The following is a 14,730-nucleotide window of genomic DNA, read 5'->3' as shown; positions in this document are numbered from 1 at the left end:
AGAAATGATACGAGTTTTAATCGCCGACGACCATCATGTAGTTAGAAGAGGGTTAATGTTCTTTTTAAAAACGCAAAAAGATATGGACATAGTGGGAGAGGCCTCGAATGGAAAAGAAGCGGTGGACCTGACTGCAACTTTAAAGCCTGATATTGTATTAATGGATCTTGTAATGCCAGAAATGGATGGTATTCAAGCAACAAAACGTATTAAAGCAAAATACCCACAAATTCAAATTCTAATGCTTACAAGTTTTTCTGATAGAGACCACGTTATACCAGCACTAAAAGCAGGAGCTGCAGGGTACCAATTAAAAGATATCGAACCAGATGATTTGGCAGAAGCTATCCGCAAATTAATGCGTGGAGAAAATACATTGCACCCAGAGGCCACTTCTCAGCTTCAAAAAGAAGTGGAAGTCACACCACTTTCCCCGCATGAAGAGCATCCTTTAACTCCAAGAGAGCAGGATGTGTTGGCTGAGCTAACAAAAGGAAAAAGCAATCGTGAAATAGCATCATCCTTATTTGTAACAGAAAAAACGGTGAAAACGCATATATCGAATATATTTGTTAAGCTACAAGTGCAAGATCGAACCCAGGCTGCGCTATATGCAGTCAAACACGGACTCACAGAACCAAGTGGGCAATAAAGTAAAAAGGAAGTTCGCAAAATCATTGCGAACTTCCTTTTTGAATCTGCAAATATGCGTTCAATTGAACAATTAACAAAAAACGGCCAATCAACAACTTATTCATCTGCTAAATGCGGCTCAATATGCACAAGCGCTACGGAAAAAGGCTTTAACTTCATAATACGTTGTTCTATTTCTTCTGTGATTCGATGACTTTCAATTACGTTAAGATTGGGATTTACCGTAACGGTTATATCAACGAACATTAAATTGCCATGCATTCTAGCTTTAAAATCCTTTAGCGTTTCTACCCCTTGCACGCGTTTTACGACAGTAGACAATGATTCAGCCTCTTCCACATTGAATCCATCCGATAATGTATAGGCAGCCTCATGAAAAATTGTATAAGCTGTATAAATAATAATAATCCCAACAATCAATGCAGTAATACCATCTAACATAGGGAAACCAAAAATGGATCCTAATATACCGATTGTTGCACCTATACTAACTAATGCATCTGAACGATTATCATATGCAGCAGCTTTTAAAGCTGCACTATTTATTCGAGTACCTAATTTTAAGTTGTACTTGTACACGATATACATGGCGAGTGCACTAATAAGCCCAACAATTGCGGTTAATATGGAGGGAGTTTGTTGTACTGGATTTGTTATATGTTGAATCGCTTGAATAATTACTTGAATTCCAATCGACGCCATTATGAAAGCAGCAATTAAAGATGCAATAGTTTCTGCACGTAAATGTCCGTACTGATGATGATCATCTGGTGGTTTTTGTGAAATTCGAAGTCCTATTAGGATGGCAATAGATGCAATAATATCTGTGAAGTTGTTTAACCCGTCTGCTTTTAATGCTTCAGACGAGCCGAGAAAACCCGCACTAAGTTTAATAGTACTTAATAGTAAGTAAATACCAATACTTACCCAAGCTCCTCTTTCCCCTTCACGTAAATTTGTATATAGCTCCAAAGTGTTTCCTCTTTTCAACATTTTATTGCATATGAAAACGACTCTCAATTTGAGAGTCGTTTCACATAACTGTATCATTTTTTACTGTTCTTCTGTTATTTCATCTAAATCATTTAATGGAGTGGCTTTAATGATTTCCAAGTATTGAATGTGATGCCCATCAATATCTTTTACCATGAAATCATATCCTTGTTCGATAATCTTTTCACCTTTAACGGCTTCAAAGCTTTTTGTCATAAACCAGCCACCAATAGTATCGATATCTTCTTCATCGATATTAATACCAAGGAGATCATTGACATTTTCGATTAACATTTTTGCATCGATGATAAAATGATTTTCGTCAATCTTTTGAACTTCTGGAAGCTCATCTGTGTCGAATTCATCACGTATGTCACCGACGATTTCTTCGATAATGTCTTCAATTGTAACAAGACCTGAAGTACCACCGTACTCATCCATTAGAATGGCCATATGAATACGTTCTCTTTGGATTTTAAGCAATAGGTCAGCTATCGGCATATTTTCAATCACTCGAATAATTGGCTGCATATAGTCAATTACTGGAGTAGATGCATTTGCAGGATCTTTAATATAAGCTGTTAATAAGTTTTTCATATTAACAAGTCCTATAATATGGTCTTTGTCACCATCGGTTACAGGATATCTCGTATATTGTTCCACACCAATTAGCTCAAATACTTCATGTAGCGTTAAATCTTTTTCAATCGAAATAATTTCTGTTCGTGGAACCATAATTTCTTTGGCAATACGATCATCAAATTCGAAAATCTTGTTTACATATTTATATTCGGCTTGGTTGATCTCTCCACCTTTATAACTGTCAGAGAGAATCATACGAAGTTCTTCCTCTGAATGGGCTACTTCCGATTCGGATACGGCTTTTAAACCAAACACTCGGGTAGCTAAAAATCGTGCAGACCCATTCATACCGTGAATAACTGGATACATTAGACGGTCAAAAATAATTAGTGGTTTTGCAACTGCTAATGTAATTTGTTCCGACTTTTGAATTGCCATTGTTTTAGGTGTTAGTTCCCCAACAACTACATGTATAAATGTTACTAGAGAAAATGCAATGATAAATGAAAGTACGGAGGTAACACTCTCCGGAAGCTCAAAATACTCGAATGCAGGATGTAGTATAGCTTCGATTGTCGGCTCTCCAAGCCACCCCAAACCTAGAGCGGTAATGGTTATTCCGAGCTGACATGCAGATAAATACTCATCCAAATTAGAAACGACTTTTTTTGCATTTATCGCCCTTGTGTTTCCTTCAGCAATAAGCTGATCAATTCTTGTCGTTCTTACTTTTACAATTGCAAATTCACTAGCAACGAAAAATGCAGTGAATGCGATTAAGACAGCAAATGCTGTCAATCGTATGGCTATTTCCAAATAATTACTTTGTCCCTAACCCGAATGAGGGGTAGAACAAAGTATACACCTCCTGTTTTCTAAAAAATAGTTTATACGTTTAATAATAAAATATATAAAAAGAAAATACAAATCTTTCTTCTCACATGGAACAAATTTCTATAGAAACTTAACATAAACTTATCAATTCAATAGCCTAAAAAATGTGATAATAGTAGCTGTATGGATGGGAGGATGACAATTGAAAGATACATATGTTGAAATTATAAAGGCTTCTATTAAACTAGGTTTTACTTCCTTTGGAGGACCGGCTGCACATATTGGTTACTTTCGAGAAGAGTATGTGGAAAAGAGAAAATGGCTGGATGATAAAATGTATGCCGATATCGTAGCGCTATGCCAGTTTTTACCTGGTCCCGCATCTTCCCAAGTTGGAATATCGATTGGTTTGTTAAGAGGAGGAATACTTGGAGGTCTCCTTTCTTGGATAGGCTTCACTTTGCCATCAGTCATTATATTAATGCTTTTTGCAGCTTACGTTACAACTGCTGGTTCATTTGATAGTGGCTGGATTCAAGGGCTTAAAATTGTTGCAGTCGCAGTTGTGGGACAAGCGCTTCTTGGTATGCAAAAGTCACTTGCTCCTGACAAAGTACGTATTTCTATTGCCGTAGTATGTGCTATTTTAACTTTGCTTATTCCAACCGCTATTGGTCAAATTAGCATCATTGTTGCCGCCGGTCTGTTTGGCTACATATATTACAAACAAGAAACCGTGGTACCAGCTCCTAATATGGCACTTACTTTTGGTAAAAAGACAGGGATTATAAGTTGGATTTTATTTTTTGGACTATTGATTTTATTGCCTGTTGTTAAACCTTACTTTCAATCAGTATATTATTCTATTTTTGATACGTATTATCGAGTTGGGTCTATTGTGTTTGGCGGGGGACATGTCGTTTTACCGATGCTTGAAAGAGAAGCGGAGGTAACTCCAGATATATTTCTTGCTGGATATGGAGCAGCGCAAGCAGTGCCGGGACCTCTGTTTACAATCGCAGGCTATTTAGGACAAGTGACTGCCGGAATTCCAGGAGCTATTATAGCAGTAATTGCGATGTTTTTACCGTCGTTTTTATTGGTAATCGGTACTTTGCCATTTTGGTCTTTTATCAGGTCGCAAAAGGGAATTCAGGCCGCCTTAAAAGGAGTTAATGCAGCTGTAGTGGGAATTCTTCTAGCTGCGTTATATGATCCCGTTTTTACAAGTGCGGTAACAAGCACGTTTGATTTTATTATTGTATTAATTAGTTTTATGTTATTAGTCGTGTATAAATGGGCGCCTTTTAAAGTAGTATTAATAAGTGCGTTATTAGGTGCCGCTGTACAATTAATCTAATAAATTTCTTTTTTCAAAATGTATTGACAACGGAATTTTCTGTATGCTAATGTTAAGGGACACTAAATAAAAGGAAATGGAGGTATGAAAAATGATTCGTTTAAAAGATAGCGTAAAAAACTTAATAATTTATTCATACCGACCATTAGACGAAAAATGATTTATTAATAGACATGTAAGAAAAGAAATATGTCTATTTTTAAAGCACATTGCCGTATTGTGGGCAATGTGCTTTTTTGCGTTTAATGATTTCCATTTTTTGGTGAAAATTGATGTGAAGGAGTGTTGGATATGAATATTCAACGAACAAAACAAATTTTATTAAAGGAATCTCTAGAAGGCGGATAGCCGAATATGTAAGTGGATTTGAAGAGAAAAGAGGGGTTAATGAATGTTTTCTGTTTTATTTAAATTAAAATGGTTTTTCCAGGATAACTGGAAGCGATATACGGTTGCGGTAGGACTGCTTATAGTTGCGAGTGTTATAGAAATTTTACCTCCTTGGGTAGTTGGGAATGCAATTGATACCATTACTTTGGGTGAAATGACGTCCAGTCAATTATGGCAATACTTTTTCATATTTATCGCAATAATTATTGTTGCTTATGCACTAAATTTTATATGGCAATATCAGTTATTCGGAGGTTCAATCTCGATTGAGCGAATTTTACGTACTAAGTTAAATCGCAAATTTTTAAGTATGACACCAACTTTTTATGAAAAAAATCGTACGGGTGATTTAATGGCTCGTGCAACTAATGATTTAAATGCAGTGTCCCAAACAGCAGGATTTGGCATTATGACACTAATTGATTCAACGATGTATATGGCGGCTTTAATACTCGCAATGGGTTTCATCATTTCTTGGAAGCTCACATTCTTCGCACTTTTACCTATACCGGTTTTAGCACTTATTATGCAATATTTAGGAAAAATCATTCATGAAAAATATATGACTGCCCAAGATGCATTTGGTGAGTTAAACGACCGCGTTTTAGAATCAATCGCTGGTGTTCGCGTAATTCGTGCATATGTGCAAGAGCGTGCAGATGAAAAAAAGTTTGCTGATATGAGTGAAGACGTCTACCAAAAAAATATGGTAGTAGAACGAATTGATGCACTTTTTGGACCGATTACGAAAGTAGGTACGGGCATAAGTTATGTAGTTGCTTTAGGATATGGTGCGTACTTAGTATCTAGAGGCGAGATGACAGTTGGAAATTTGATCACTTTTAACGTGTATTTAGGTATGGCAATCTGGCCGATGTTCGCAATCGGTGAACTGATAAATGTCATGCAACGCGGGAATGCTTCTTTAGATCGTGTACAGGAAACGTTAGATTATGAACAAGATGTAAAAGATCCGACTAATCCAATCGCATTAAAAAATGCAAGCTCCGTTGGTTTTGAACAAGTTGGATTCCAATATCCCTTATCCCAAGTGAAAAACCTGCAAAATATCCAAGTGAAGCTGAAAAAAGGGCAAACGCTTGGAATCGTAGGGAAAACAGGTTCTGGGAAAACGACTTTTATGAAGCAATTATTGAAGGAATATCCGATTGGTACGGGAGCTTTAACGATTGGAGAAACGACAATTTCAGAACAAACTAAAGCCCAAGTATTAGAGTGGATTGGCTATGTTCCACAGGACCATGTGTTATTTTCACGTACGATTCGTCAGAACATCCTTTTTGGGAAAGAGGATGCAACGGAAGAAGAGCTAGAAGATGCAATTCGGTTAGCCCATTTCCAGCAAGATTTGATGAATTTACCGATGGGTCTAGAAACATTAGTAGGAGAAAAGGGAGTTTCCTTATCAGGTGGCCAAAAGCAGCGTGTGTCGATTGCTCGTGCGCTTATTAAAAATCCTGAAATCCTATTGTTAGATGATTCGCTTTCAGCGGTAGACGCGAAAACAGAAGCGAAAATCATTGAAAATATTCAAACAGAACGTAGTGGGAAGACAACAATTATTACGACGCATCGATTATCCGGTATTCAGCATGCAGACCATATTATCGTGCTAGATGAAGGACTGATAGTAGAAGAGGGTACTCATGAAGAGCTTCTTTTACAAAATGGTTGGTACAAAGAGCAATACGATCGTCAACAGCTTGAGGGGGTGTCGTCATGAGTACAGGAAAACGACTCTACCATTACGCATTATTTTATAAAAAGCCAATTTTGCTTGGTTTAATCTTTTTAACCATTGCGGTGTTTGCCGATTTGTCGGGCCCTTTCATCGCCAAAACAATCATCGACGAACATATTGTAGAAGGTGCCATTGAATTTCAACCGATTCTACTGTTGCTAGGATTGTTTTTTGGGTTAAGTGTTGTTACGGCAGTTTTTCGATATTTCATGTTTATACAGCTACAAGTAGGAGCGAATCGAGTTGTACAAAAACTACGAAACGATGTATTTCAACATATCCAGACGCTACCGATTCAGTACTTTGACAATTTGCCTGCTGGTAAAGTAGTAGCTCGCGTTACTAATGACACAGAGGCAATTCGTAATTTATATGTGCAAGTATTATCACAATTCGCAACGAGTATTATTTCCATTTTAGGGGTCTACGTCGCGCTTTTCATACTAAATGTACGAATGGCTTTGATGGCTTTATTTGTTCTACCGATCATTTATATTTGGATGATTAGTTATCGAAAATATGCCTCTAAATATAATCATATAGTTCGGACGAAAATTGCGGATTTAAATGCAATGCTCAATGAATCGATTCAAGGGATGTCCATTATTCAAGCATTTAAACGGGAAGAACAAATGGACCGAGAATTTGAAGAAATGAATGAAGAGCATTATCGCTATCAGAGGAAATTATTAATACTAGATTCCGCAACTTCGTTTAACTTAGTAAGCGTTTTGCGTTCCGTTATGTTTATTGTGTTTATTACTTATTTTGGCTTACAATCAATGGAACCAGGTACAATCGTGTCAGCTGGGATGCTGTATGCGTTCGTAGATTATACAACTAGACTATTTAATCCAATTACAGGGATAGTGAACCAGTTTTCGCAATTGGAAAGATCATTAGTAGCAGGTTCTCGCGTGTTCACATTACTCGATGAATCAGGTGAAAAAGTAGCAGATAAGAAGATGGAGCGATACGAAGGAAATGTAGAATTCCAAAATGTTTCATTTGCATACAAAGAGCAAGAGTATGTATTGAAAAACTTGAACTTTATCGCGAATAAAGGAGAAACGGTGGCACTTGTAGGGCATACAGGATCTGGTAAAAGCTCTATTATGAACTTATTGTTCCGTTTTTATGATTCTTCCAAAGGTAAAATTCTTATTGATGGAATCGATATTACCACCTTACCAAGACAAACGATTCGCGAACATATGGGAATTGTTTTGCAGGATCCCTATTTGTTTTCCGGAACGATTGCATCAAATGTGAGCTTAAACGATCCGAAAATCTCCAGGGAGAAAGTAGAAGCTTCATTAGCAGCAGTTGGTGGAGAACGAGTGTTAAAAAACTTGGAAAAAGGTTTGGATGAACCAGTTATTGAGAAGGGGAGCACATTATCCTCTGGTCAAAGGCAACTCGTCTCTTTTGCTAGAGCACTTGCATTCGACCCAGCTATTCTCATTCTGGATGAAGCAACCTCTAATATTGACACGGAAACAGAAGAAATCATCCAACATGCAATGGATGTATTGAAAAAAGGAAGAACGACTTTTATCATTGCGCACCGACTTTCTACTATTAAAAATGCAGACCGTATTTTAGTATTAGATCGCGGCGAAATAGTTGAAAGTGGAACACATGAAGAATTACTGGAACTACAGGGACGCTATGAGCAAATGTATAAACTACAAGCAGGAGTATCCTCATACGCATAATGCGTGTGGGGATATTCCCTTTTTTTGTATTGAAAGCATGTAAAGATAGAGCTTCTTAGAATTGAGCAGGGTAACGATGGGTCATTCCAGCAGCTTGATCGTAGTTTGGACAATTTCCTCGCGAGGTTGGACGATCACTTTCGGAAGCTGGACGATCTTTTTAAAAAATTGGACAATCTCCTCCCGAAGTTGGTCGATCTTTTCAAATAGTTGGACAATCTCCTTCGAGAACTGGACAATCATTGCAAGATTGGACGATCACTCCTCAAAGTTGGACAATCTTTTCGAATAGCTGGACAATCTCCTTCGAAAACTGGACAAACATTGCAAGGTTGTACAATCTCTGCTCAAAGTTGGACAATCACCTCTCGAAGTTGGACGATCCCATCAAATAGATGGACAATCTACCTAAAACTGGACAATCATTGAAAGATTGGACAATCTTACCCCAAAGTTGGACAATCTCATTCCTAAGTTGGACGATCCCTTCAGATAGTTGGACAATCACCCCAAGGTTGGACAATCTCACTCCGAAGTTGGACGATCTTTTTAAATAGTTGGACGATCTTTTTAAATAGTTGGACAATCACCCTCGAAAGCTGGACAATCATTGCAAGACTGGACAATCTCACTCCGAAGTTGGACGATCCCATCAAATAGATGGACAATCTCCCTCGTAAACTGGTCAATCATCACTCGATGACTATACTTTACAAGAGAAATTTTTTATCCTGTACGGCGTAATCCCTATTGAAGTTTTATGACGACCATCGTATATTTAGAGAGTCGAAATAAAATGAAAAAGAGGTCATCTATGTTAAATTGGCTACGGGATTGGAAAGTTAAAATAGCTTCCTTCAATAGAAATATTCGATTGTTTATGTTTGCCAATATATTCATACAAACCGGAATGGGAATATTTGCGGTTATGTATAATTTATATATTAAAGAATTAGGCTTTCCCGAAACTGTTAATGGAACGGTCATCTCTATGACCTCCCTTGCAACGGCAATAATACTTATTCCAGCAGGATTTTTAAGTGACCGATACGGGCGAAAAGGAATGATTATTCTTGGGACTATCGTTTCCGTAATAACTCTTTTTTATCGAAGTGTCACAATAACCGAACAGTCCATTATATACGCAGCATTTCTAACAGGTCTGTTTATGGCGCTAGTTCAGGTTTCAGGTGTTCCTTTTCTTGCTGAAAACTCACGTGCTAGCGAGCGAATGCATTTATTTAGTATTCATTTTTCATTAGTCACGATAGCCAGTGTAGTTGGAAGTTTAGGGGGAGGGGTATTGGCGGATGCATTACATTTATATGCCAATATGTCCGTGCTTGTCTCGATTAAGTGGGTATTAATAATAGGATCAGTTATTTTTGGATTGGGATTAATCCCTTTATTTCAATTAAAGCCAAGTGAAAAAGTGGAAGAGACAGTAAAAACGACAGATGCAAGACCAAAAAAAATTCCTAGTAATTTCAAACGAAATATTACTGTAATCGTGCTGTTTGGATTTGCCAATTTGTTAATAGGAACGGGTTCTGGTTTAGTCATTCCTTATTTGAATTTATATTTTTCCAATCGATTTGAGGCCTCCAATTCTTATGTTGGATTAATCTTGTCGCTAGGTTCCGCCATGACTGCAGTTGCCATGTTACTAGGTCCTGCACTTGTGAAGAGAGTGGGGCAAGTGCGTGCATTAGTAATATTCCAGTTACTTTCTATTCCTTTTTTATTTATCACGGGTTTTACAAATTCTCTCATCGTTGCATCCCTTGGTTTCCTACTCCGTCAAGCGTTGATGAATGCTGGAAACCCGATTCAAAGTGCAATCGCGATGGACCTTGTGCATGATAAATATAAAGGACTTGCTAATTCAGTAAATCAGATGGTATTCCACATTGGGTGGGCGAGTACTGGAGGAATTGCCACAGGACTTGTAATGGCATATGGTTTTTATTGGGGCTATGCATATACGTTTTCGATTACAGGTGTTTTATATATAATTGCTTCTACTTATTTCTATATTTTATTTGGACGCAAAAAACTGGGGGCAGTATAAAAAGTGCAAGGGAGAATACTCTCTTGCACTTTTTAGTCGTATACATGAAAAAGCATAAGTTCATGAATCATGTTCTTTACTTCTTGTTCGTCAGTTGGGGTCTCGCCTAGCCATTTAATCGTTCCATCTGGTTCATATTCCGCTGTGTATCTTGCTTTCTTATAGAAGAAAGAAATAGACCAACCTGGTAGTTGCTTATTTTCATATAGTGGCTTGAAGCTAAAATGCTGTAGCAATTCTATCAACCTTTCATGTGGCATAATTTACTCGCATACACTAGTAGAAATGACTAATGAAGGAGCGTCAAATTGTTTACTGATAAATTAAAGCAAGCAATACTAAACGAATATGAAGATTATCACTTTTATCGTTCTATGTATAAATTAACTGACGACCCGTATTGGCAAAGTTTTATCGAGCATGTATATATAGATGAAAAAAGCCATTACGAAATGTTCCAACAACTATATTATATGCTTACTGGGACATTTGTACAGGATTTCCCTGAACCCAAAGAATGTTTTGATTTAAAGGAATGTGCAAAAAGCGCAATTAGAGATGAGTTAGAAGCGGCTGAAATGTATAAAGAAATGCTGCTCCAAATACCGATCCAGCAAGCATACGCTCCACTATTTGTAGCGATGCATGACGAAACAGAACATGCTATTCGTTTTTCAACCATGTACAACGCATTGTAAATTCTTTTAGTGTTTGTCCTTCCTCTGCTATAATAAGTGAGAAGCTAGAGGAAAAAGGTGAAACAGATGAATTTTATATGGACAATCGCATTTATGGCAATCGTTGGAGCAGCTATAGGAGCAGTAACGAATCATTTGGCCATTAAAATGTTATTTAGGCCGCATGAAGCAAAATATATTGGACCATGGCGAGTTCCATTCACACCAGGTTTAATACCAAAAAGAAGAGATGAACTGGCAAAACAACTAGGAAATACAGTGATTAATCACCTATTAACCCCTGACATTTTTAAACGAAAATATTTCAATGAAGAAATGCAAGAAAAGACAACAAAATTGATCGTCCGCCAATTGAATGAAAAAATACTTCTTTCCGATAAAACAATTGCTGATTGGCTGAAGCTTGGTGGTCTTGAAAATATTGCGTCCATGGCAAATGGAAAAATTGAAAACCAAGTAGATATCCAATTTCAACAACTAAAATCAAGATTTGAACAGGAAACGATTCGTGAGCTAGCACCTGCCGAATGGCAACAAAAAGCAGATACAAAAGTCGGAGAAATAGTTGCTTATATTCTGGAAAAGGGAGAAGAGTTTTTCGAGTCCGAACAAGGGAAAATGACGGTAAAAAACTTAATCGATGATTTCCTTTCCACTAAAGGAACACTCGGAAGTATGATTCAAATGTTCGTTGGAGAATCTTCTTCACTTGCTGGAAAAGTGCAACCCGAAATCTTGAAATTTTTAAAAGCACCAGGAACAAAGAATATGTTAGAAAATATTGTACGAAATGAATGGGAAAAGCTAAAAGATCGCCCAATTGTGGAGATGATTGATGGATTCGATTTTGAACCGGTCATTGCGAATGTGAAGAAGTATTTAACTGAGCAATTGGCTATTGAAGAACGTTTAAGTCATAGCTTAGTCCATTATTTTCCGGAAGCAACAGAATGGACACAAACAAAGCTTGTTCCGAGGCTTACTAATTTTGCTTTTATAGAAGCTGAAGCAAAATTAGAAGAAGTGTTGCGTAAAATGAAATTAGAAGATATGGTAAAAGAGCAAGTCGATTCTTTCCCAGTAGAACGTTTGGAAGATATTGTACTTGGTATATCGAAAAGAGAATTTAAAATGATTACCGTTTTAGGTGGATTTCTTGGGGGTCTCATCGGGATTATTCAAGGAATTATTGTATTTATAACGGGATAAAAGGGGCTAACAATAATGATCAATATTTATGATGACATTAACAAATTAGAAGCGACATTACGAAAAACAAACGAGTTCGCAAACGTACAGGCGGCTGTTGATGCTGTAAAAGCAGATGCAGAAGCACTAGCATTATTCCAAAGCTTTCGCAAAATCCAATTAACTCTTCAAGAAAAGCAAATGAAAGGCGAAGAAATTGCTGGCGAAGAATTAGAATATGCGCAAAAAACTGCACAGCTTGCCCAAAACAATGAGAAGATTTCAAAAATGCTTCAAGCCGAAATGGGATTAAGTCAGTTGATTGAAGAAGTAAATCGTGTATTAATCAAACCAGTACAAGAATTATACGAAGGCATTTGATAAAAAGGATCTCTCCACAATTGGATGAGATCCTTTTTATATTATAAAGAAGGAATATTGTAAGGGATGACGAATGTATTATTAATGAATGACTATTCACTGACAAAGGGGAGTATGGAATGTATAACACGTTAAGATTAGAAAAAGAAGGAAGAATTGCTACATTAACATTAAATCGACCAGAAGCAATGAATTCGATGAATGAAATGATGATGCAAGAGCTAGCCGTTTGTTTGGAATCCCTAAAGGAAGATACTTCTATTCAAGTACTACTGCTTAGAGGAGAGGGACGTGCATTTTCAGCTGGCGGAGATATTAAAGCGATGATCAATACAGAAAATCCTTTTAATATAGAAGAAGCGATGGAATATGTATCACGCATTGCATTAGCATTATATACTTTACCGCAAATTACAATCGCATCTGTACACGGAGCAGCAGCTGGACTTGGTTTTAGTATGGTACTTGGCTGTGATATAGTCATTGCCGAAGAAAATAGTAAATTGGCAATGAACTTTATAGGTATTGGATTAGTTCCAGATGGAGGAGGACACTTCTTCTTAAAAGAAAGAGTGGGAGTTTCAAAAGCAAAGCAACTTATATGGAGTGGTCAGTTGTTAAAAGGGATAGAGGCAAAAGAGCTTGGTTTAGTAGATGAAGTTGCTTCTGATAGTCTTGGATGGGCAACCGCAACATCCTATGCACAAAAGCTCCTGCAATCGCCAATCGCAGCGATGATTGCCTCAAAAGAAATTTTACATGCAAGTAAAAAAGAGGAACTGCAATCCATACTTAAGCAAGAAGCAATTACTCAAACCGCAATGCGTAAAACCGCTGATCATATAGAGGGCATTAATGCATTCGTTGCAAAACGCAAACCCGCATTCCAAGGACAATAGTTAACGAATTAACTGCAGAAGATCAACATAAGTGATCTTCTGCTATTTTTGTGGGAAAAATATCCTTTTCAACTAAATGCCTCAGAATTCCAACTAAACCCTCCGTTTTTCCAACTAAATACGCTAGAATTCCAACTAAACTCAATTCTCAAGAAAAATCCCGCCAAAATCCCGCTTTCTCAGGACATTTAGATGGTAAAAATATCCTTTCTAAACTAAATGCCTCAAAATTCCAACTAAACCCTCCGTTTTTCGAACTAACCACGCTAGAATTCCAACTAAATTCATTCTCCAGGAAAAAAGCACAAAAAAAGGACTAAAACCAAGACGGTTTTAGTCCTCACTAGTTCATACATGAAACAATACAAGTTTCCCTGCGCTATTTACTAAACGATGTGTCTTTTCAAGCAGACCTTTTTCTTCGATTGCTGCTTCCCCTTTTTTCTTCGCTTCCTCATCATTTTCGAAAGTCCATGTTTCTTCAACAATTAGCTTTCCTGTTGGTTCAAATGCAGTAAATTTATATGTTTTCATGAAAACACACCCCTTTATTCGTCTCCATTCTATTATACATTAAAAATTCTAAAAATAAATGTAAAGTAAGCTTGACAACGAAATGGGGTGTAAAGTATACTTTACGTAAAGCTAGCTTTACAAAGAAAGAAGGTGTACACATGGAAAATTTAGTTAGAGAAAAGCGAATGGCGCTTGGGATGACGCAGGATGACCTGTCAATCAGGTTAGATGTTTCTAGGCAAACAATCAGTTCATTAGAAAAAGGACGTTATAATCCATCGATTACATTAGCTTTTAAGCTTTCAAAATTGTTCCAATGTACGATTGAGGAAATATTTATATATGAGGAGGAATAGGGATGTATGAGGGGTTTGATTTATTTTCATTTTTAATAGGTTTACCTTTAGCGATTGTCATCATAGCGATAGTATTTTTGGTCATGAGACGGATTGGAAAGCAAAAAAGATGGTTTGATGAACGTTATGTTAGAATCCATGAAAAGGCACGCTCTTTATCTTGGACTGTTACTACGATAACTATATTAATCGTGTGGCTGATAATTATTTTTATGGAAGGGCCAGGGTTAGCTTTCTTCTTAATGACTGCAATTTGGGTGATTCATATGCTCTCCTATGCAATCGGGTCACTCATCGCCAATAGGTCTAACTAGAATGAATGGAGGAG

15 protein-coding genes are annotated in these 14,730 nt (G+C 37.1%); 11 read left to right on the top strand and 4 right to left on the bottom strand.

Features of this window, described 5'->3' with window-relative positions:
* Positions 1-4: 4 nt before the first annotated feature.
* Positions 5-652 carry a response regulator transcription factor gene (locus OR571_RS06380; RefSeq protein WP_282242029.1) on the top strand — a complete coding sequence of 216 codons (648 nt, stop codon included), beginning with the start codon at positions 5-7 and terminating at the stop codon, positions 650-652.
* A gap of 98 nt (positions 653-750) precedes the next feature.
* On the opposite strand, the gene OR571_RS06375 is transcribed toward OR571_RS06380, so the two are convergent.
* Both OR571_RS06375 and OR571_RS06370 read right to left on the bottom strand, forming a co-directional pair.
* Complete coding sequence (locus OR571_RS06375) at positions 751-1,626, bottom strand: cation diffusion facilitator family transporter (RefSeq protein WP_282242028.1); 876 nt, start codon at positions 1,624-1,626, stop codon at positions 751-753.
* An 81-nt stretch (positions 1,627-1,707) separates the two neighbouring features.
* Positions 1,708-3,045, bottom strand: coding sequence for a hemolysin family protein (locus OR571_RS06370; RefSeq protein WP_282242027.1), 1,338 nt, complete (start codon positions 3,043-3,045; stop codon positions 1,708-1,710).
* A gap of 220 nt (positions 3,046-3,265) precedes the next feature.
* Here OR571_RS06370 and chrA point away from each other — a divergent pair, with 220 nt between their 5' ends.
* The 4 genes from chrA (at position 3,266) to OR571_RS06350 (ending at position 10,364) form a co-directional block, all read left to right on the top strand.
* The gene (chrA, locus tag OR571_RS06365; RefSeq protein WP_282242026.1) at positions 3,266-4,423 is read left to right on the top strand and encodes a chromate efflux transporter; all 1,158 of its coding nucleotides are present in this window, start codon (positions 3,266-3,268) and stop codon (positions 4,421-4,423) included.
* Positions 4,424-4,814: 391 nt separating this feature from the next.
* Complete coding sequence (locus OR571_RS06360; protein WP_282242025.1) at positions 4,815-6,557, top strand: ABC transporter ATP-binding protein; 1,743 nt, start codon at positions 4,815-4,817, stop codon at positions 6,555-6,557.
* Entirely contained in the window at positions 6,554-8,293 is a 1,740-nt protein-coding gene (locus tag OR571_RS06355) for an ABC transporter ATP-binding protein (protein WP_282242024.1), read from the top strand. Before OR571_RS06360 ends, OR571_RS06355 begins: the two co-directional genes overlap by 4 nt.
* Before the next feature lie 814 nt (positions 8,294-9,107).
* The gene (locus OR571_RS06350) at positions 9,108-10,364 is read left to right on the top strand and encodes an MFS transporter (RefSeq protein ID WP_282242023.1); all 1,257 of its coding nucleotides are present in this window, start codon (positions 9,108-9,110) and stop codon (positions 10,362-10,364) included.
* Between the two features lie 32 nt (positions 10,365-10,396).
* On the opposite strand, the gene OR571_RS06345 is transcribed toward OR571_RS06350, so the two are convergent.
* On the bottom strand, positions 10,397-10,600 hold the full coding sequence (locus tag OR571_RS06345) for a YheE family protein (RefSeq protein ID WP_282242068.1): 204 nt from the start codon (positions 10,598-10,600) through the stop codon (positions 10,397-10,399).
* A gap of 72 nt (positions 10,601-10,672) precedes the next feature.
* Between OR571_RS06345 and OR571_RS06340 the strand changes: the two genes are divergently transcribed.
* From OR571_RS06340 to OR571_RS06325, 4 genes are all read left to right on the top strand, one after another.
* Complete coding sequence (locus OR571_RS06340) at positions 10,673-11,062, top strand: ferritin-like domain-containing protein (RefSeq protein WP_282242022.1); 390 nt, start codon at positions 10,673-10,675, stop codon at positions 11,060-11,062.
* Positions 11,063-11,128: 66 nt separating this feature from the next.
* Positions 11,129-12,271: a DUF445 domain-containing protein gene (locus tag OR571_RS06335; RefSeq protein ID WP_282242021.1), complete on the top strand. Its 1,143-nt coding sequence runs from the start codon at positions 11,129-11,131 to the stop codon at positions 12,269-12,271.
* 15 nt (positions 12,272-12,286) lie between these two features.
* Entirely contained in the window at positions 12,287-12,631 is a 345-nt protein-coding gene (locus OR571_RS06330) for a YlbF family regulator (RefSeq protein ID WP_282242020.1), read from the top strand.
* Positions 12,632-12,750: 119 nt separating this feature from the next.
* On the top strand, positions 12,751-13,530 hold the full coding sequence (locus OR571_RS06325; RefSeq protein WP_282242019.1) for an enoyl-CoA hydratase: 780 nt from the start codon (positions 12,751-12,753) through the stop codon (positions 13,528-13,530).
* Positions 13,531-13,878: 348 nt separating this feature from the next.
* Here the strand turns inward: OR571_RS06325 and OR571_RS06320 are convergent, their stop codons facing one another.
* Positions 13,879-14,064 (bottom strand): YhzD family protein, encoded by a 186-nt coding sequence (locus OR571_RS06320; RefSeq protein WP_142540654.1) that lies wholly within the window; start codon positions 14,062-14,064, stop codon positions 13,879-13,881.
* Positions 14,065-14,204: 140 nt separating this feature from the next.
* Between OR571_RS06320 and OR571_RS06315 the strand changes: the two genes are divergently transcribed.
* Both OR571_RS06315 and OR571_RS06310 read left to right on the top strand, forming a co-directional pair.
* Positions 14,205-14,402, top strand: coding sequence for a helix-turn-helix transcriptional regulator (locus tag OR571_RS06315; protein WP_282242018.1), 198 nt, complete (start codon positions 14,205-14,207; stop codon positions 14,400-14,402).
* Between the two features lie 2 nt (positions 14,403-14,404).
* Positions 14,405-14,716 carry a DUF2178 domain-containing protein gene (locus OR571_RS06310; RefSeq protein WP_282242017.1) on the top strand — a complete coding sequence of 104 codons (312 nt, stop codon included), beginning with the start codon at positions 14,405-14,407 and terminating at the stop codon, positions 14,714-14,716.
* The last annotated feature ends 14 nt before the right edge of the window (positions 14,717-14,730 follow it).

The sequence above is a fragment of the Psychrobacillus sp. NEAU-3TGS genome (assembly GCF_029955155.1).
Lineage (GTDB): Bacteria > Bacillota > Bacilli > Bacillales_A > Planococcaceae > Psychrobacillus.
The sequence above is the reverse complement of the archived record's forward strand: the minus strand, read 5'-3'. Positions and strand labels throughout refer to the sequence as shown.

Excerpts from the sequence above, each read along its gene's own strand:
- OR571_RS06330 (WP_282242020.1), top strand. The coding sequence starts at position 12,287 with ATGATCAATATTTATGATGACATTAACAAATTAGAAGCGACATTACGA.
- OR571_RS06355 (WP_282242024.1), top strand. The coding sequence starts at position 6,554 with ATGAGTACAGGAAAACGACTCTACCATTACGCATTATTTTATAAAAAG.
- OR571_RS06360 (WP_282242025.1), top strand. The coding sequence starts at position 4,815 with ATGTTTTCTGTTTTATTTAAATTAAAATGGTTTTTCCAGGATAACTGG.
- OR571_RS06350 (WP_282242023.1), top strand. The coding sequence starts at position 9,108 with ATGTTAAATTGGCTACGGGATTGGAAAGTTAAAATAGCTTCCTTCAAT.
- OR571_RS06310 (WP_282242017.1), top strand. The coding sequence starts at position 14,405 with ATGTATGAGGGGTTTGATTTATTTTCATTTTTAATAGGTTTACCTTTA.
- OR571_RS06325 (WP_282242019.1), top strand. The coding sequence starts at position 12,751 with ATGTATAACACGTTAAGATTAGAAAAAGAAGGAAGAATTGCTACATTA.
- OR571_RS06335 (WP_282242021.1), top strand. The coding sequence starts at position 11,129 with ATGAATTTTATATGGACAATCGCATTTATGGCAATCGTTGGAGCAGCT.
- OR571_RS06320 (WP_142540654.1), bottom strand. The coding sequence starts at position 14,064 with ATGAAAACATATAAATTTACTGCATTTGAACCAACAGGAAAGCTAATT.
- OR571_RS06380 (WP_282242029.1), top strand. The coding sequence starts at position 5 with ATGATACGAGTTTTAATCGCCGACGACCATCATGTAGTTAGAAGAGGG.
- OR571_RS06315 (WP_282242018.1), top strand. The coding sequence starts at position 14,205 with ATGGAAAATTTAGTTAGAGAAAAGCGAATGGCGCTTGGGATGACGCAG.